The sequence below is a fragment of the Sphingobium sp. LMC3-1-1.1 genome, from assembly GCF_040676285.1.
Lineage (GTDB): Bacteria > Pseudomonadota > Alphaproteobacteria > Sphingomonadales > Sphingomonadaceae > Sphingobium.
In genome coordinates this window covers 170,363-187,399 of record NZ_JBEGHQ010000045.1, presented here as the reverse complement: position 1 = coordinate 187,399, position 17,037 = coordinate 170,363, and the positions used below count along the sequence as shown (strand labels likewise).

18 protein-coding genes are annotated in these 17,037 nt (G+C 64.5%); 10 read left to right on the top strand and 8 right to left on the bottom strand.

Annotated elements, in window-relative coordinates; genetic code table 11:
- The first annotated feature begins 4 nt into the window (after nucleotides 1-4).
- From MRBLMC3_RS18405 to msrB, 3 genes are read left to right on the top strand one after another with little or no spacing between them, the layout of a single operon-like run.
- Nucleotides 5-961 (top strand): ABC transporter ATP-binding protein, encoded by a 957-nt coding sequence (locus MRBLMC3_RS18405; RefSeq protein WP_363831121.1) that lies wholly within the window; start codon nucleotides 5-7, stop codon nucleotides 959-961.
- Complete coding sequence (locus MRBLMC3_RS18400; RefSeq protein ID WP_363738883.1) at nucleotides 958-2,148, top strand: ABC transporter permease; 1,191 nt, start codon at nucleotides 958-960, stop codon at nucleotides 2,146-2,148. The genes MRBLMC3_RS18405 and MRBLMC3_RS18400 overlap by 4 nt, the downstream gene beginning before the upstream one ends.
- Nucleotides 2,149-2,155: 7 nt before the next feature.
- Nucleotides 2,156-2,644 carry a peptide-methionine (R)-S-oxide reductase MsrB gene (gene msrB / locus MRBLMC3_RS18395; RefSeq protein WP_363831118.1) on the top strand — a complete coding sequence of 163 codons (489 nt, stop codon included), beginning with the start codon at nucleotides 2,156-2,158 and terminating at the stop codon, nucleotides 2,642-2,644.
- Here the strand turns inward: msrB and MRBLMC3_RS18390 are convergent.
- The 5 genes from MRBLMC3_RS18390 to purH all read right to left on the bottom strand — a co-directional run bounded on the left by MRBLMC3_RS18390 (nucleotide 2,602) and on the right by purH (nucleotide 8,746).
- Complete coding sequence (locus MRBLMC3_RS18390; RefSeq protein WP_363831116.1) at nucleotides 2,602-4,452, bottom strand: hypothetical protein; 1,851 nt, start codon at nucleotides 4,450-4,452, stop codon at nucleotides 2,602-2,604. The genes msrB and MRBLMC3_RS18390 overlap by 43 nt on opposite strands.
- Nucleotides 4,430-4,849 (bottom strand): GtrA family protein, encoded by a 420-nt coding sequence (locus MRBLMC3_RS18385; protein WP_363738889.1) that lies wholly within the window; start codon nucleotides 4,847-4,849, stop codon nucleotides 4,430-4,432. The genes MRBLMC3_RS18390 and MRBLMC3_RS18385 overlap by 23 nt, the downstream gene beginning before the upstream one ends.
- Before the next feature lie 4 nt (nucleotides 4,850-4,853).
- Entirely contained in the window at nucleotides 4,854-6,380 is a 1,527-nt protein-coding gene (locus MRBLMC3_RS18380; protein ID WP_363831113.1) for an NAD(P)/FAD-dependent oxidoreductase, read from the bottom strand.
- A gap of 143 nt (nucleotides 6,381-6,523) precedes the next feature.
- Nucleotides 6,524-6,865, bottom strand: a complete 342-nt coding sequence (locus MRBLMC3_RS18375; RefSeq protein WP_133653486.1) for a UrcA family protein — start codon at nucleotides 6,863-6,865, stop codon at nucleotides 6,524-6,526.
- A gap of 279 nt (nucleotides 6,866-7,144) precedes the next feature.
- Nucleotides 7,145-8,746, bottom strand: a complete 1,602-nt coding sequence (purH, locus tag MRBLMC3_RS18370) for a bifunctional phosphoribosylaminoimidazolecarboxamide formyltransferase/IMP cyclohydrolase (RefSeq protein ID WP_363755679.1) — start codon at nucleotides 8,744-8,746, stop codon at nucleotides 7,145-7,147.
- A gap of 273 nt (nucleotides 8,747-9,019) precedes the next feature.
- Between purH and MRBLMC3_RS18365 the strand changes: the two genes are divergently transcribed.
- Complete coding sequence (locus MRBLMC3_RS18365) at nucleotides 9,020-9,397, top strand: MerC domain-containing protein (RefSeq protein ID WP_133653484.1); 378 nt, start codon at nucleotides 9,020-9,022, stop codon at nucleotides 9,395-9,397.
- Nucleotides 9,398-9,577: 180 nt separating this feature from the next.
- Here the strand turns inward: MRBLMC3_RS18365 and glpX are convergent, their stop codons facing one another.
- Entirely contained in the window at nucleotides 9,578-10,561 is a 984-nt protein-coding gene (gene glpX / locus MRBLMC3_RS18360; RefSeq protein ID WP_133653482.1) for a class II fructose-bisphosphatase, read from the bottom strand.
- 141 nt (nucleotides 10,562-10,702) lie between these two features.
- Here glpX and MRBLMC3_RS18355 point away from each other — a divergent pair, with 141 nt between their 5' ends.
- Nucleotides 10,703-11,035 carry a hypothetical protein gene (locus tag MRBLMC3_RS18355; RefSeq protein WP_363831110.1) on the top strand — a complete coding sequence of 111 codons (333 nt, stop codon included), beginning with the start codon at nucleotides 10,703-10,705 and terminating at the stop codon, nucleotides 11,033-11,035.
- Nucleotides 11,036-11,102: 67 nt separating this feature from the next.
- Here MRBLMC3_RS18355 and MRBLMC3_RS18350 read toward each other — a convergent pair whose 3' ends face one another.
- Nucleotides 11,103-12,407 (bottom strand): homoserine dehydrogenase, encoded by a 1,305-nt coding sequence (locus MRBLMC3_RS18350; RefSeq protein ID WP_133653480.1) that lies wholly within the window; start codon nucleotides 12,405-12,407, stop codon nucleotides 11,103-11,105.
- A 112-nt stretch (nucleotides 12,408-12,519) separates the two neighbouring features.
- Complete coding sequence (locus MRBLMC3_RS18345) at nucleotides 12,520-13,398, bottom strand: hypothetical protein (protein WP_363738900.1); 879 nt, start codon at nucleotides 13,396-13,398, stop codon at nucleotides 12,520-12,522.
- Nucleotides 13,399-13,647: 249 nt separating this feature from the next.
- Between MRBLMC3_RS18345 and MRBLMC3_RS18340 the strand changes: the two genes are divergently transcribed.
- The 5 genes from MRBLMC3_RS18340 (at nucleotide 13,648) to MRBLMC3_RS18320 (ending at nucleotide 16,904) form a co-directional block, all read left to right on the top strand.
- Entirely contained in the window at nucleotides 13,648-14,304 is a 657-nt protein-coding gene (locus MRBLMC3_RS18340) for an energy transducer TonB (RefSeq protein WP_133653478.1), read from the top strand.
- Between the two features lie 86 nt (nucleotides 14,305-14,390).
- Nucleotides 14,391-15,149, top strand: a complete 759-nt coding sequence (locus tag MRBLMC3_RS18335) for a MotA/TolQ/ExbB proton channel family protein (protein WP_133653477.1) — start codon at nucleotides 14,391-14,393, stop codon at nucleotides 15,147-15,149.
- A gap of 113 nt (nucleotides 15,150-15,262) precedes the next feature.
- Nucleotides 15,263-15,751 carry an ExbD/TolR family protein gene (locus tag MRBLMC3_RS18330; RefSeq protein WP_363738902.1) on the top strand — a complete coding sequence of 163 codons (489 nt, stop codon included), beginning with the start codon at nucleotides 15,263-15,265 and terminating at the stop codon, nucleotides 15,749-15,751.
- 78 nt (nucleotides 15,752-15,829) lie between these two features.
- On the top strand, nucleotides 15,830-16,252 hold the full coding sequence (locus tag MRBLMC3_RS18325; RefSeq protein WP_013848753.1) for an ExbD/TolR family protein: 423 nt from the start codon (nucleotides 15,830-15,832) through the stop codon (nucleotides 16,250-16,252).
- Between the two features lie 334 nt (nucleotides 16,253-16,586).
- Nucleotides 16,587-16,904 carry a PilZ domain-containing protein gene (locus MRBLMC3_RS18320; protein WP_363738905.1) on the top strand — a complete coding sequence of 106 codons (318 nt, stop codon included), beginning with the start codon at nucleotides 16,587-16,589 and terminating at the stop codon, nucleotides 16,902-16,904.
- The last annotated feature ends 133 nt before the right edge of the window (nucleotides 16,905-17,037 follow it).

Below are 17,037 nucleotides of genomic sequence, written 5' to 3'. Positions count from 1 at the left end.
GCCGATGATCGGGGCTCCTCAACCGACCTATGCCGTTGAAGGCCATGGTCTTGTCAAGACATTCGGCGATTTCCGGGCGGTGGACGGTATCGACGTCGCCGTGCCTGCCGGGTCGATCTACGGCATCCTTGGCCCCAATGGCGCGGGCAAGACAACGATGCTGCGCACCCTGCTCGGCATTATCGATCCTGATGAAGGGCATCGCAGCCTGCTGGGCGACAGCGCGCCGCTGCGCCAGGCGCGCAATGTCGGCTATCTGCCGGAGGAGCGCGGCCTTTACCCCTCGATGAAGGCCTTCGAAGCCGTTGCCTTCATGGGCGCGCTGCGCGGGCTGCCGCTGAAGATCGGCCGGGAGCGGGCCCGATCCATGTTGGCGGATTATGGCATGGGCGCCTCGGCGGACAAGCCGATCCGCCAATTGTCGAAGGGCATGGCCCAGACCGTGCAGCTTTTCGGCACGATCGTCCACGAACCGCGCCTGCTCGTGCTGGACGAGCCTTTTTCGGGCCTGGACGCCTTCAACCAGGGCAAGCTGGAGGTGCTGATCCGGGATCAGGCCCGGCGCGGCGTCACGGTGCTGTTCTCCACCCATGTCATCGCCCATGCCGAACGGCTGTGCGAACGCGTCGCCATCGTCGCGGGCGGTCGCATCCGTTTCGAAGGCACGGTGGACGATGCCCGCAACCGGTTGCGACCCCAGGTGCGCCTGCGCACCCGCGCCAGCGACGGCGGCTGGCGTCGCGCCTTGCCCGCAGAAACGCTGGCGCAGGACGGCACATGGCATTTCCCCTTGCCGCTGGGGGGTATTGAACCGCTGCTCCGCGCCCTGCTGGACGGCAATGCCGGGATCGAAAGCCTGTCGATCGAGCGCCCCGGCCTGCACGACGCCTTCGTCGCCATTGCAGGCGAGGCGGCAGCCCGGCAGATGCAGGGCGACCCGCAGGAGGAGGAAGCCGCATGAACGAATTGATGCGCGCCGCCTTCGTCATCGCCCGGCGGGATTTCACCGCCGTTGTGCTGTCCCGCACCTTCATCTTCTTCCTTCTGGGTCCGCTCTTCCCCATCGTCATCGGCATGGCCTTTGGCGGGCTGGGCGACAGGATTTCCACCACGGATCTGCGGCCGGTCGTCGGCATCGCCATGTCCCCGGCCGACGCGTCGCGGATGGAGCGCGCCCATGCCCGGCTGGCGGAGCGCATGGGGCCTCAGGCCCTGCCCGTGCTGCGCCGCGTTCCGCTGTCGCCCGCGCCCCGCGCTCAACTGGCCAGGGCGAATGCGGATGTCATGGTGATAGTGTCGGGATCGCCGGCCCGCCCCGTGATGACGGGACAGCCGCAGGACATCCAGCGGCTGGAAGGCGACATCAGCCTGCTCGCCAGCGCCGCTGTCGCGGAAAAATCGCTGCACATGGTGCATGTGGAGGCGCAGCAGGTCGCGACCAGCGTCGGCGCGCAGAGCCAGGGCAGGCTGGTGATCGGCCGGATCGCGCAGATCGTCATCTTCTTCCTCACCATCCTGCTGGCCGGCATGATCCTATCCAACCTGGTCGAGGAAAAGACCAACAAGATCATAGAAATACTGGCAGCCGCCGTGCCGGTCGACGCGATCTTCCTGGGCAAGCTGATGGCGATGCTGGCGATGAGCTTCGTCGGCATCCTCTTCTGGGGCGGAACCGCCTTCGCCGTGTTCCTGGCCCTCAAGACGCCCGGCGCCAGCCTGCCGGACCCCGCCGTCGGCTGGCCGCTGTTCCTGATGCTGGCCGTCATCTATTTCGCGATGGCCTATACGCTGCTGGGTTCGCTGTTCCTGGGCATCGGCGCGCAGGCGGCAACCGTGCGGGAGGTGCAGACGCTCAACATGCCCGTGACCATGGGACAGATGCTGATCTTCTTCTTCGCCACCTATGCCGTCGACAAGATGGGATCGCCGCCGGAGGTTGCAGCGGTGGTCCTGCCTTTCTCCTCCCCCTTCGCCATGATCGCCCGCGCCGCGCAGGTGGACGCGCTCTGGCCCCATCTCCTTGCCATCGTCTGGCAGATGCTCTGGGTCGGCCTCATCATCCGGATCGGCGTGCTGCTGTTCCGCCGCCATGTGCTGAAATCGGGCGGTGGCTGGTGGAAGCAGTTGTTCAGAAGCGCGACAGGCTGACGCTGCTATGGTGCGGTCCATGGATCGGCGGCAATTTCTGGGACTGGGTGGCGGCGTCGCGACGATGATCGTCCTTTGGCAGGCCGGCGTGGGAGAGGCCGCTGCCGCCTATCCCTTCACGCTCGGCGATGCCGAATGGCGCAAGCGCCTGAGTCCGCTCGCCTATCAGGTGCTGCGCAAGCGCTCGACCGAATATCCCTTCACCAGCCCGCTCAACAAGGAGCATCGACCGGGCATCTTCGCCTGCGCGGGTTGCGGGCAGCGGCTTTTCAGCTCGAAGACCAAGTTCGACAGCGGCACCGGCTGGCCCAGCTTCTGGGCGCCGCTGCCGCGCGCCGTCGGCACCTCGCGCGATTTCGAACTGGGCTATCCGCGGACCGAGGTGCATTGCGCCCGCTGCGGCGGACATCTGGGCCATGTGTTCGATGACGGGCCGCAGCCCACCGGCAAGCGCTATTGCATGAATGGCGTCGCGCTGGCCTTCGTCGCGGGCTGAGCGATCACCTTGTAGATGCGGAGCGGACCCTTGCCGGGAAGCTGTCGCAGCCATTGCGGCGGCCGGTCGCGCTTCAGCGCCGCGGCCAGCCCCTGGGGGAAGTCGGCGCGATAATGCTTGATCTCGTTCATCTCGTTGCAGATCAGCAGGTAATCCGCGCCTTTCCCGCCATTCAGGCGTATGACGATCGCCCGGGCCTTGTCGGGCGGCTGGGTGAAGCCGTCGATGACCGCGTTGATGCCCACGGCATTGCGATGATGCGCGGTGCCGATCACGCTATGTCCGGTCCGCAAGAGGATATCCGGTCCCAGATCGAGTGGCGCGAACAGGGTCGAGCGGGGAAGTGCCTGTAACGGAGCCAAAGGGGCGGCGGCCCGGCAATTGACGGTTTCGGGCTGCTCCTTCCGCGCTGCGCCGCTCGCGATCAATATCCAGGCGCCGCACAGCCCCGCCGGCGTCAGCAATATCGCCACGCCCGCCGTGACCAATATGCGCGCGACGGCGTTCGTCCAGCGTTGGATGCGGCGAAACAGGGTCAGCAGCAGCCACGCCGTGCCCGGCAGCGCCAGCACATGCGCCACCGACATGGCGCGCAGCACGAGGATGGCGACCGCCGACGCGCCCGCCAGCAACAAGGCGACGACGATCCAGCGATCCCTTGCCTCCCGCTCCTCGGCGCGCCAGGCCGCGATGATCGTGCTGAACAGCCCCATGGCCGCGGGCAGCAGGATGATCCCGGCCATCAGGGTGCCCTGTTCCCATACAGGGCGGCCCTCCTTCACCTGCAGATACCACAAGCGATAGGCGACCGGGCCCAGCGCCTTGAACGGATCGCCGGAAAGGCAGGCGCCACCGCTCAGCAGGAATATGCCCGCTGCGCTGATCCCGCCAGCCGCTGTCGCCAGGATGCGCTGCCGGACGGTCGTCGTGCCGATCAGATGCAGCGCAAGCGGCATCGCCAGCGCGAACGCCAGAAGAGGCCAGATATAGGCTGCCGAAAGGCTGTCGCATTGCCGTATCAATGCTGCGCCGGTGCCGCGCAGCATCAACAGCAGCAGGAGCGCGCCGCCGCCAAGACTGGCGGCATAGGCTGCGATCCGCACCGCCTCCCGCCGGTCGAGCCATGTCCGCAGCGCGAAAGTACCGGCGAACAGCGCGGCATAGGGCAGCGCTTCGCTGGAAATCTGGAGCCAGAGCGCGATGGCAAGACCGGCTGTGATGCCGCCCCGCAGGCGCCGGGCATCCAGCGCGCCGCAAAGGGCGATCGCCGCCATCCAGATCTGCCAGCCATGATGGTCGATGCGGAAGGGGGTGAACTGGACCAGGATGCTGGGCGTGGTCAGCAGCAGGACGACCGCCAGCAGCGGGACGAACATGCCACTTGCCGCGCGCCGCGCGGCCAGGAACACCGTTGCCGTCAATCCACCCAACAGCATCAGCGGCACCAGCGCGCAGGCCGCGATTTCGGCCCGAACCGTTCCCAGCAGCGGTTGCAGCATCAGGATCAGCGCGGCGATCGGCATGTCGACGATGCGCGACCAGTGCATCGGCCCGCCGGCCGGCGGGTTCACGCGATGCTGGCTGACATCGCGGAAGGCCTGGCCATGCAGCCAGTCGCGCACCTGTTGCAGGCGCATCGCGTCATCGGGGTCGCGAAACTCCAGCCCGGACAGCCCATGGCGGAACAGCCAGAGCATGACGAGACAGCACAGCGCCCAGAGCAACAGCACCGCCGCGTTGCCTTGCCAACGGGTGAGGGGCGATGTCCTGGGAATGGGGCTGCTGTCAGACGCGGGCGAAGATGCCATATTTCCGGATCGCATAGACGGACAGGAAGCTCACCGGAACGGCCGCCAGCTTGGCGAGGGCGGGCGAAAGCCCCAGCGCGCTCAGTCCGCCGACCAGCCCCATGGTGATCGCCATGCCGATCAGGGCGCTGAAGAGGAAGGCGATGCGCTGCCTATGGGTGGCGGGCTGCCGCATTTCGAACACGAATTGCGTGCTGATCATCCAGTGCAGGACAAGCCCGCCCGAATAGCCGCCAAATGCGGCCAGCGCAGGCGGCACGCCCAATCGGTGCAACAGCATGAACAGCGCGAAATCGGCCGACAGCGCGCAGATGCTGGCCAGCAGATAGCGCGTGAAAGTGAAGCGGCCGAAGACGGCATTGAATGGCCCGGCCATGCTTCGCACCCAATCACCCATGGGGTCAGGCCGCCTTCAGACGATTGGGCACCAGCCTCTCGCTGGCGAGCGCGGCGCGCTGGCCGGCGGCGTCCTGCCCTTCCTCACCCGCTTCATGATATTCGGCATCCTCGTTGACCGCCCAGATGTCGTAAAGCTGCTCGCCCGCCTCGATATTGCGGACCGTCAGCATCGCCGTCATCATCGCATGATCCTGGTTATTGTAGCGGTGCATGCCGTTGCGCCCCACCAGATGCAGCGTGGGATAGAGCCGTTGCAGTTCGGTGCGCATGGCAAGGACATTGTCGGCATAGCCGTCATCATAGACCGGATAGGCCTTTTCCTGCCGGACCACCGCGCCGCCGACGACATCGTCGGGGTTGCACAGGCCCAGCGTCGCCATTTCCTTCTTCGCCAGTTCGATCAGATCGGCGTCGCTCGACGACCAGAGGCCGTCGCCCTCGAAGCAGAAATATTCCAGGCCGACGCAGGCAAGGTCCGGGTCCGGCACCATTTCGGGCGACCAGCTGCGGAAATTCTGGATTCGGCCGACCTGCACCTTCGGATCGTGGATGTAGATCCAGTTGTCGGGAAAGATATCCTTGCCCTTCACCATCAGCGCCACGGTCAGGAAATCGCGATATTTGAGGTCCATCGCCTGGCCCAGCGTCGCGGGCTGGGGCTGGATGCGCCCGGCCAGTTCGCGCATCGGCGCGGAATTGATGACATGGCCGGCGGTAATGGCAACTTCCCCGTCCGGTCCGTTTGCCGTCATGCGCCAGCGGCCGCTGGCCTGATCCTGCGACAATTGTCCCAGGCTATGGGCCATCAGCACGCTGTTGCCGCGCGCGAGCACGAAGTCGCGGGCTGCTTCCCACATCATGCCGGGGCCAAGGCGCGGATAGCGGAAGCTTTCCAGCAGCGTCTTGGTCGCCATGCCGTCATTGGGCCTTTTGTTGAGGCCCAGGGATCGCTTGAGCCCGTCGGTCACCGCGCCCCACAGCGACAGTCCCTTGATGCGCTGCGCTGCCCAATCCGCCGACATTTCGTCGCAGGGCATGCCCCACACCTTCTCCGTATAGGTCTTGAAGAAGATCGAGAACAGCTTGTGGCCAAAGGCATTGACCGTCCAGTCCTGGAAGGAGCGGACATCCCGATTGGGGAACAGCTTCGCCTTGGCGAAGCTCGCCATGCAAAGTGTTGACCGCCACAGCCCCAGATTGCCCAGCGCCTCGAAGGCGCGCAGCGGATAGCTGTAGAATTTGCCCTCATAATAGATGCGGCTCATGCGCGGGCGCACGATGAAATCGTCGGGCAGAATCTCGTTCCAGAGGTCGACGACCTCCTTCGATTTGGAAAAGAAACGATGGCCGCCAATATCGAAACGGAAGCCGTCAAGTTCCACTGTTCGGCTGATGCCGCCGACATAGACGGCGTCCTTTTCGATGACGCTGACCGAATAGCCCTTTTTGCTCAACAGATAAGCCGCAGTAAGCCCGGCCGGACCCGCGCCAATAATGGCGACATCCACATTGTGGTCGTTCTGCGGCATCTAGGCCCCCCGATGAAATCCTTTGCCGATTTTAGGTGAAGGAAATCTTCTAAGGAGTAGTTAATGACCGGTAACAATGCAAGATAAGGCAATGCCGGCGGCCTGGCTAAGCCGCCGGCATTCGCTTTTTGCAATAGCGCAGGTCAGCCCTGGCGCTGCGCCTGGATCAGCGTGTTGAGGTCGGTCCGTGCTCCGTCGAGCGCATCACCGAAGCAGGCGCGATATTCCGGCGTTGCCGGCAGGATCGATCCGTTCATCCAGCCGCAGACCTTCTTGGCGGCCTTGGTGATGCGGGAATCGGCCATGCGGGCGCCATGGGTGCTGCTAAGGTTCAGGTCGGCCATCGAAACGGCGATGCTGCGGGTTTCCGCGCCAGTCCGTCCGTCGACCACCACGTCCATATCGTTGATCCCCGCAAAGGCGTTTGCCGCGGGCAAGGCTAGCGTCATGGCGGCGGTCAGCGCCACCAGCATCTTTCTGGTCATCCTGTATCTCCTGTCGAACTCATGGGATCTGCCCAACGCCTGACGTGGGAGAAGGGTCGCGCATGAGATAAGCTTCATGAAGGTCGAGGAAAAGAGGCCAGTTGATAAAAATTGGCTGAAAACCGCTATTTTTGCGGATGCGAAAGGATCTTCCCTCCTTTCGCATCCGCACCAATCATGCCCCGGACGCCTGCCTTTGATCGCGCCGCAGGTCGCGCTCTCCGTTCCCGCCGCTGCATCGGTAAGGCGGGAACGCGCTGCCCACTTTCGGCAAGATGCTCAGTGGCGGAAGTGGCGCATGCCGGTGAACACCATCGCCAGCCCCGCCTCGTCGGCAGCGGCGATGACTTCATCATCGCGGATCGAGCCGCCGGGCTGGATCACGGCCGTGGCGCCTGCCTCGACCGCGGCCAGCAGACCGTCGGCAAAGGGGAAGAAGGCATCCGACGCCACGGCCGAGCCGATGGTCCGCGCCTCCGCCCAGCCTGCCTTGTCGGCGGCGTCCTTCGCCTTCCACGCTGCGATGCGGGCGGATTCCAGGCGATTCATCTGACCCGCGCCGATGCCGGCGGTGCTGTTGCCCCTGGCATAGACGATGGCGTTCGACTTCACATGCTTGGCGACGGTCCATGCGAACAGGCAGTCGCTCAGCTCCTGCTCCGTGGGCGCGCGCTTCGTCACCACCTTCAGCTGGTCGCGACTGATGCGGCCATTGTCGCGGCTCTGGACCAGCAGCCCGCCCGCAATGCTCTTGATCTGGAGGCCGGGGCGCACCGGATCGGGCAATTCGCCGGTCAGCAGCAGGCGGAGGTTCTTCTTCTTCGCGAAGATCGCCTTCGCCTCCTCATCCGCGTCGGGCGCGGCGACGACTTCGGTGAAGATTCCGCTGATCGCTTCGGCCGTGGGCCCGTCCAGCGGACGGTTGACGGCAATGATGCCGCCGAACGCCGATACGCTGTCGCAGGCGAGGGCGGCCTCATAGGCTTCGATCAGCGTGTCGCCGGTGGCAACGCCGCACGGATTGGCATGTTTCACGATCACGACGGTCGGCGGGCCGTCCCGGAATTCGCTGACCAGCTCCAGCGCGGCGTCGGCGTCATTGTAATTATTGTAGCTGAGTTCCTTGCCCTGGATCTGCCGCGCCTGGGCGATGCCGTTGGCGCCAGAAGCCGATCCGCCGCCGACCGGCAGGTAGAGCGCCGCCGACTGGTGCGGATTTTCGCCATAGCGCAGCGTCGAACCCAGCTTGCTGGAGACCGAGAGGCTTTCGGGGAACTGCACGCCCTGGTCGGCGAAGGCGAACCAGCTCGCGATCATCGAATCATAGGCAGCGGTGGCGGCATAGGCCTTGGCCGCGAGCATGCGGCGGAAGTCGTAACTCGTCGCGCCCGCCTTCTCCTCCATTTCGGCGATCAGCCGGGCATAGTCGGCGGGGTCGGTGACGATCGCCACGCTTTCGTGATTCTTGGCGGCGGAGCGGACCATGGAAGGACCGCCAATGTCGATATTCTCGATGATTTCCTCGCGCGCCGCGCCCTTGGCGACAGTGGCGGCGAAGGGATAAAGATTGACGACGACCAGGTCGATCGCGCCGATCTCATGCTCCTGCATGGAGGCGACATGCTCTGGATTGTCGCGCACGGCAAGCAGCCCGCCGTGCACCTTGGGGTGCAGCGTCTTGACCCGTCCGTCCATCATTTCCGGGAAGCCGGTGAGGTCGGAAATGTCCTTCACCTCCAGTCCCGCCTCGCGCAGAGCCTTGGCCGTGCCGCCGGTGGAAACCAGTTCGACCCCGTGCCTGCCCAGCGCCTGCCCCAGTTCGACCAGGCCGGACTTGTCGGACACGGAAAGAAGGGCGCGCTTGATGATGACGTCTGACATGGGGGTGCTTCCTGCTGTTCGAATGCCGCTCAGGCTTGCGGCAGCCCTCTAGAGCGATTTTGCCCGGAATGGAACATCTGCCGGCCGGGAAATCGCGGCTGGAGCGGCCGGGGGAGGGCGGCGCCGTGGCGCGGGCGACCAAAGGCTTCTTGATATGAGAAAGGGGCAGGGCGCATCGGGCAATATGATGGGAAGCGCCTGTCGCGCGAGATCGTGAAAAATAGCGAATGATATGTTGTAACTTTTCTTTGTCTCGCCTATGTACCTCGAACCATGCCGATCAGCCTTCGCCACCATCTGCTCAACGGCCGGATCGATCGCATCGCGATCGCTCTGTCGGGCATGTGCGTGGCGCATTGCTTCGGCACGGCCGTGCTGCTGGGCGTGATGGCCTCGGCGGGCGGCATATTCGAAAGTCCGATTTTCCATGAGACCGGCCTGGTGCTGGCGATCCTGCTGGGCGCCGTGGCGCTCGGCCATGGTGCGGTGGCGCACGGCTTCATGATGCCTGCCGCGATCGGATCGCTGGGCCTGGGCATCATGGCCGGCGCGCTGACCATGGACCATGGTTTGCAGGAAAGCGCCTATACGCTGTTGGGCGTCGCGATCCTGGCGCTGGGTCACGATCTCAATCACCGCGCCGGACGCTAGCCGCATCGACGCCGCGCATGGCACAGGGCGGTTGATCAAAGCGCCATGCCATTGCCTTGCAGCGATTTCCTGACCGTTCCAGAGCGGGTTTCGATCTGATTGAATCAGATCGCCGCCCTGGATTCCTTATTTCCCCCGATTTCTTAACCAGCGATCGGTTCCGATCGCTTGGAAATCGCTCTAGATCGGCTTCCGGTCCAGCCGATGCTCGCCCTTCACCCACCGCACCGTGCCCGTGCTGGCGCGCATCACGACGCTGTCGGTTGTGAGCTTGCCACCCGGCAGCCGCTTCACCCCGGCCAGCAGCGAGCCGTCAGTGACGCCCGTCGCGGCAAAGATGCAGTCGCCCTTCGCCAGTTCGTTGAGGTCATAGACCTTGTCGAGATCCGCAATGCCCCATTTCCGGGCGCGGGCCCGCTCGTCATCATTGCGGAACAGCAGCTTGCCCTTGAACTGTCCGCCGACGCAGCGCAGCGCCGCGCAGGCCAGCACGCCCTCTGGTGCGCCGCCCGAACCCATATACATGTCGATATTGGTTTCCGGATTGGTGGTGGCGATCACCCCCGCCACGTCCCCGTCGGGGATCAGCATGATGCCGCAGCCAATGGCGCGCAGTTCCGCGATCAGCTTTTCATGGCGCGGCCGGTCGAGCACGCAGACGATGATCTCATGCGGGTCGACGCCCTTGGCATGGGCGACCGCCTCGACATTCTCCTTCACCGATTTGTTGAGGTCGATGATGCCTTCGGGCAGGCCGGGGCCGACGGCCAGCTTCTCCATATAGACGTCCGGCGCATTGAGCAGGCCGCCTTCTTCCGAAATCGCTAGCACCGCCAGCGCATTGGGACCGGCCTTGGCCGTGATGGTGGTGCCCTCCAGCGGATCGAGCGCGATGTCGATCCGGGGGCCGGTGCCGATCGCATTGCCGACCTTTTCCCCGATATAAAGCATCGGCGCCTCGTCACGCTCGCCTTCGCCGATGACGACGGTGCCGTCCATATAAAGGTCGTTGAAGGCCAGGCGCATCGCTTCGACTGCGGCGGCGTCGGCCGCCTTTTCATCGCCGCGGCCGATCAGCTTCGATGCTGCGATCGCGGCCGCTTCGGTCACGCGCACCATTTCCAGCACCAGCACGCGATCGAGTATCGAGCTTGCCTGCACCATATCTTTTCCTCTTCAGCCGCTATTTTGGAGAGCGCGATAGGATGTCGTCGGACCATTGTCGAGGGTGTGCTTTTCGCAAGGCGGATGCAACGGAAGCGCGTCCCTGGCGTTCGCAGCAGGACAAGACCAAGGGGCGCCCCGATGATCCTCCTGCTGATTGCCGCCAGCCTTTCCGCCCCGCCCGACGTGCTGCCGCGCCGGATCGCCAAGGTTCGGCCCGCGCCATGCCAGGCCGTGCCGGCGCTGTGCCTGACCGGGCCGGCGACACAGGAACAGCGCCTAGTGGGCGGTACAGCGGCACCCGGCGACGGCAAGATGACCGCCTATCGTTTCGATGCGCGGCCGTGCCGGATCGTCGGCAATACGGATTGTCCCAAGCGCGCCCATCGCCGGATATTCCAGCTTGGCGAACCCATTGGCCAGACACTGGCGCGCAGTTTCGGACTGGATCAGAGGGGCCTTGCGCCGGATTGAACCCGACCGCCTGGGTCAGTCCGGGCGCGGGGGCGAGGGGAGGCGCGGACGGATCGCGCGCTTCTCCTCAATCCAGAATATGCATCACCATCGGTGTTTGCAGCAGGCTGTCCGACCCGGCCAGCCGGTCCAGCGTCTCGCGCACGCAGCGTTCTTCGCCCGCATGGGTGACGATCGCCACCAGCACGCCGTCAGTCTGGCTGGCGCCGCGCTGGATCATGCTCTCGATGGACACGCCGGCGTCGCGGGTTGCCGCTGCGATCTCCGCCAGCACGCCCGGACGGTCCTGCACCTTGAAGCGCAGATAGGCGCGGCCTACGCGCTTGCCGGCATCCGCAGGCTTCTGCTGCGCCAGCGCGGCGACCGGCATGGCCAGCGCATCGCCATATTCGTCGCGCGCCACGTCGATCAGGTCCGCGACGACGGCCGATGCCGTCGGGCCGTCGCCCGCGCCGCGACCCTGGAAGAAGAGGCGGCCGACGAAATTGCCCTCCGCCACCACCGCGTTCAGCGACCCGTCGACATGGGCGAGCGGATGGTCGAGCGGCACCAGCATGGGATGGACGCGCTGGAACAGGCCGTCGGGGCCGTTCTCCGCCATGCCGACCAGGCGGATGCGATAGCCCAGCGCCGCTGCTTCCGCGATGTCGGCGGCGATGACATGGCGGATGCCGGTGGTCGCGACCGCGTCGAAATCCAGTTCCGTGCCGAAGGCGAGGCTGGCGAGAATGGTCAGCTTGTGCGCCGCGTCGACGCCATCGATGTCGAAGCTCGGATCGGCCTCGGCATAGCCCAGATCCTGCGCCTCCTTCAGCACCTCGTCAAAGCTCCTGCCTTCCTTTTCCATGGTGGTCAGGATGTAGTTGCAGGTGCCGTTGAGGATGCCGTAGACGCGGCTGATCTCGTTCGCCGCCGCGCCCTCGCGCATGCCCTTGATGACCGGGATGCCGCCTGCGACCGCTGCTTCATATTTGAGCGCGACGCCGGCCTTCTCGGCCAGCCCCGCGAGGTCGAGGCCATGATGCGCCAGCATCGCCTTGTTGGCGGTGACGAAGGGTTTGCCGACGCTCAGGCACTGCCGGGCGAGGGTGAGGGCAGGGCCATCGGCGCCGCCGATCAGTTCCACCACCACGTCGATGTCGTCCCGGCCCGCGAGGGTCGTCATGTCGTCCACCCATTCATAGGGCGAAAGGTCGACGCCGCGATCCTTGTTGCGGTCGCGGGCGGAGATGGCAACGATCTGGATCGGGCAACCGGCTCGGCGGGCGATCAGGTCCGCATTCGTCTGGAGCAGCCGGATGACGCCGCCGCCCACCGTGCCGAGGCCGACCAGCGCGACGCGCAGCGGGGCATGGCGGTGCAGATTGGTCATGGCTTGTGTTCATCCTTCCTGTTCGCGGGACGTCGCGCTGATAGCGGCCCCTGCGCATCTGTCCAAGGAAAAGGAACCGACGGCGCGACCGAAAACTGTCGCCGCCGCGCGATCAGCGGACAGCCCTCGTCCGTCCGCACGGACCCAGGGCGTCAAGGACGAGCTGGTAGTCAGCGCGGGCCAGTTCGGCATCCTGGGGAGAAAGCGCGCGGACGGACCGCGCCGGCAGCGCGTTGGGCAGGCCGCATGCCAGTCGGTACCACAGCAGGCTGCCTGGTGCCGGCGGGCGGGCGGCCTCATCCACTATCTCTCCCAGCGCCACGGCCCAGCGCGGCTGCTGCCCGGGCCGGCGCAATATTGACAGTGAGACCGGATCGCCATTTTCCGTTCGCAGGAAGATCTGCGTCTCACCTTCGCCCGCGATGGTGCCCGCGACATGGAAGGCATCTCCCAATCCGACGATGCGGGGCGGTGCGTTGGCGGCGACCAGTTCCGAAAGGATCGCCTTCACGCGCTCGGTTTCGGCGGGCGAGGCGATGATCTGGGCATCGCGCGCGACGAGCTGGATTTCGCCGGGACGGGCGCCGGGACGGGCGAACAGTATGACCTGCGCCTTCTTGAGCTTGGGCATCTTGCCCCGCGCGTCGAGCGGCGCGTCGTAAAGGTAGCGGACAGTCGGGCTGATTCCCCCTTCGCCGCGAATCAGATTGCTCACATTTGCCTCGATATAGACCCTCTGATAGCCTGTCGGGACCGCGCCGGCCTGTCCCGGCTTCAATTTGATGATGTTGCCAATCCGCGCCTGTGCCACCAGCGGCGCGGCGTCGGCGAGGTCCGCGAGATCCGCGTAAGCGAGTCCCGCCACTCGTTCCGATGGTTGCGCGACGGTCCGCTCAGACCCCGCCTGAGCCGCGGAAATCTGCGATTGTGCGGCGGAAATGAGGCAAAGAAGGGCCAGTTTCCGTAGGGTCATGGTGGATTTTTTTTTCATCTTCGTCCTAATGATAGTAGCGCGTGGCATATTTACCACACGCAAGTCTTTCCGGTGTGTAGTGACGGTCGCAAACGAACATATCGATAAAGCGTTTGCGTGCCACGATGCGCCGCGATAGGAGTTCGCACGGTAGCAAATGGACGGATAGGGGCCAAGATGACCGGGGTAGCCCGGCCAGCTCGGGCCGTTTTTGGCTTATTTGCCGATAATCAACTGGTAAGCTGAGTTAAGGAGTGTCGTTGCCGAATGGCCTATGCTGACCACTCGCAAGGATCGAGTCGTACGATCTCGATCATTATCGTCGCCCTGATTCACGCTGTTCTGGGTTATGCCTTCGTCACCGGTCTTGGCATGAAATATGTCAAAAAGGCGGCGGAACAGCTGAACGTGATCGACGTCAAGGAGGAACCGCCGCCACCGGACGAGGAGCCGCCGCCGCCGCCGCCAGACCAGCCGGTCGAACCGCCGCCGGTCGTTGCGCCGCCGCCGATTGTTCAGACCCCGGCCCCCGCTCCGCCGATCCAGACGGTTCGGACCCCGCCGCCGGTCTTCAACCCGGTTCCGGTCGCGGCCCCGCCGCCCCCGGCGCCTCCACCGCCTGCGGTGCCTGCGTCGCGTGCGACGCCGCGCAGCAGTCCGGGCAGTTGGCTCAGCGATGCCGACTATCCGAGCCGCGCGCAGCGTGAAGAACGTTCGGGTACGGCCGGATTCCGCCTGGAAATCGGTCCGGATGGCCGCGTGACCAACTGTACCATCACCTCTTCGACCGGCCATGCCGACCTTGATGAGGCGACATGCCGCCTGCTGCCGAAGCGCGCGAGGTTCAAGCCCGCGACAGCAGCCGGGGGTGGTCCTATGTCGGACACGTACAACGGCCGTATCACCTGGCGTCTGCCGGAATGATTTGAAGGGTGGGCGAGCGAAACCCCGGAATGTTCCGGACGCCGCCTTCCCCTTGTTATTGATCCTTTGAGAGGGAAGTCTTGAACATGTTGATGTCTATCGCTGCGGCCGCTGCGCCGAAGTCGGAGAACCCCTATGGCCTGATGGAGGCGCTCCAGCAGGGCGGCACCATCGCCTGGACCGTTTTCATCATCCTTTGCGGTATGTCGGTCGGCACCTTCTATATTCTCTTCACCAAGCTGATCGAACAGCAGAAGGTGATCAACCAGGGCAAGAAGGTGCGTGCGACCTTCTGGCGCGCCGCCAGCCTGAAGGAAGGCACCGCCAAGCTGGAAAAGAACTCCGCCTACAAGCAGATCGTAGATGACGGCATCAAGGCGCAGGAAGAACACACCAAGCTGACCGACCCGGTCGAAGCCCATGACTGGCTGCACGGCTCGCTGGCCCGTTCGGAAGCGGCGATCAACTCGAAGCTGAACGGTGGCCTCGCGTTCCTCGCGACCGTCGGTTCGACCTCGCCGTTCATCGGTCTGTTCGGTACGGTTATCGGCATCTACCGCGCGCTGATCAAGATCGGTGCTGCCGGTCAGGCCTCGATCGACGCCGTTGCCGGCCCGGTCGGTGAAGCTCTGATCATGACCGCCCTGGGTCTGGCCGTGGCCGTTCCCGCGGTGCTCGCCTACAACTTCCTGCAGCGCCGCAACAAGTCGATCCAGGAACAGCTCGCCGGCTTCACCGTCGACCTGCTGGCCTATCTGGTGTCGAACGGCGCCGTGAAGCCCGCAATCGCCGCTGCCCCGGCCGCTCCGGCTGCCAAGCCGGCCGCCGCGCCGACCAAGGCCTGATAGGCTGAGATGCCGGCAAGGGGGTCGGCGGCGCTGTGACGCTCGGATCCCCTTATCGGACGTGGGCCCCGGATTGCCGGGGCACCATCGACAAGCATGTTAGGAAATAATCAATGGCAATGAGTGTTGGCTCTGACGGCGGTGAAGACAAGCCGATGTCCGACATCAACACGACGCCGCTCGTCGACGTCATGCTGGTGTTGCTCATCATCTTTCTCATCGCGGTCCCGGTCGTCGTCCAGACGGTTCAGCTGCAGCTCCCCAAGGTCGCGTTCGAGCCGACGACGACAAAACCGGAAAACGTGTCCCTGTCAGTTACGCAGGGTTCCGACGGTAGCTGTGCGGTCTACTGGAACATGACCCGCGTAACGTCCAGCGAGCTGCTCGACCGCGCGGTCGCGAAGCTTGAGGCGGACATCAAGAAGGCGGGCGGCGTTGAAAACCTGACGCCGGAGGATCTGCCCGAAGTGCATATCCGCGGCGACATCAACGTTCCCTATCGGTGCATCGGCGGCACCATCTACACGATGCAGCGCGCCGGTTTCCCGAAAGTCGGCTTCATATCCGAGCCCGAGCCGGGTTCGCATACGCAGCGGCTTTAAGTTACAGCCCTTTGTGCTGCATTTTCAAATCGGATGGCCGTCAACGGCCATCACTGAAAATGCTCTAGGAGTATCGCCATGGCAATGAGTGCCGGAAGAGACGATGGCGAACCGATGGTGGAAATGAACACGACGCCGTTGATCGACGTCATGCTCGTTCTCCTCATCATGTTCATCATCACCATCCCGATCCAGACCCACGCGGTCAAGATCGACCTGCCGCAGAACGCCCCGCCGACTGACAGCGTCATCGACCCTGTCAAGAACAAGGTGGCGATCGATCCCAGCGGCATCATCACCTGGAACGGTTCTGCGATCGACCTGCTGACCCTGCGTCAGTATCTGCAGCAGTCGCTGCGGTTGCCGGTCGAGCCGGAACTGCAGTTCCAGCCGAACGCGGCCACGCGCTATGTGGTCGTTGATGAAGTGCTGGCGGAGATCAAACGCGCCGGCGTGACGAAGCTGGGCTTCGTCGGCAACGAACAGTACGGCAATTTCTAAGGCCGTCATGTTCTAAGGCCTTCGTGCCGGGTCCGGCTGTGCCGGAACCCGGCTCGAAATCAGGAATGCGCATCGTAAGGAGCGCATGGCGGGCATCCGCTGGATCATCGGATGTCCATGTGCTCCCAGGGCGCGAAAACGCCGCCGCTGTCTGGCCGGGAATGTTCGACTTCCCGTTTCCGGGCGCGGGCTGGGGTGACGCAATCGGGCGCGAGATGCGCAACCTTGAACGGGGCTGCTTCGGCGGCCCCTTATTTTTGCCGCGCCAGATGCGGCTTAATGCTTTCTTCACCGTGACAGGCGATGATGCTGATGGTCAAATCGGCATTGGATCATGGGCGTCAGAGTTCAGACAAAACCCTATAGCGGCAACGCGCGTCTCGCAGATCGCCGCACGGCGCTTATCGCCGTTCGGGTGCGGCGACCGGGCGAGACCTGGTTCAAGAGCCACATCGCGGATGTCTCCGAAGTCGGCTTCCGCCTGAAAAGCTTCATGAAATTGACAGCCGACGATGATCTGTGGATCATGTTGCCCGGCTTTGAAGGCCGCCGCGCGCGCGTGCTGTGGACCAGGGCGCATGAATCGGGATGCGTCTTCGAACGGCCGCTGCACCCCGCCATTCTGGATCACATCATCCGACTCGGCGAATAATCACGCGCTTCAGCTTGTGGATATGCCGGGAAATCGCCTGATCGCGCTTCCCCCCGACCCGCGAAGATCGCTCTGTCGCGACCGCAGCCTCGCTTCGGCAACACCGACCCGATGGCGGCACCGATAAAAGCCG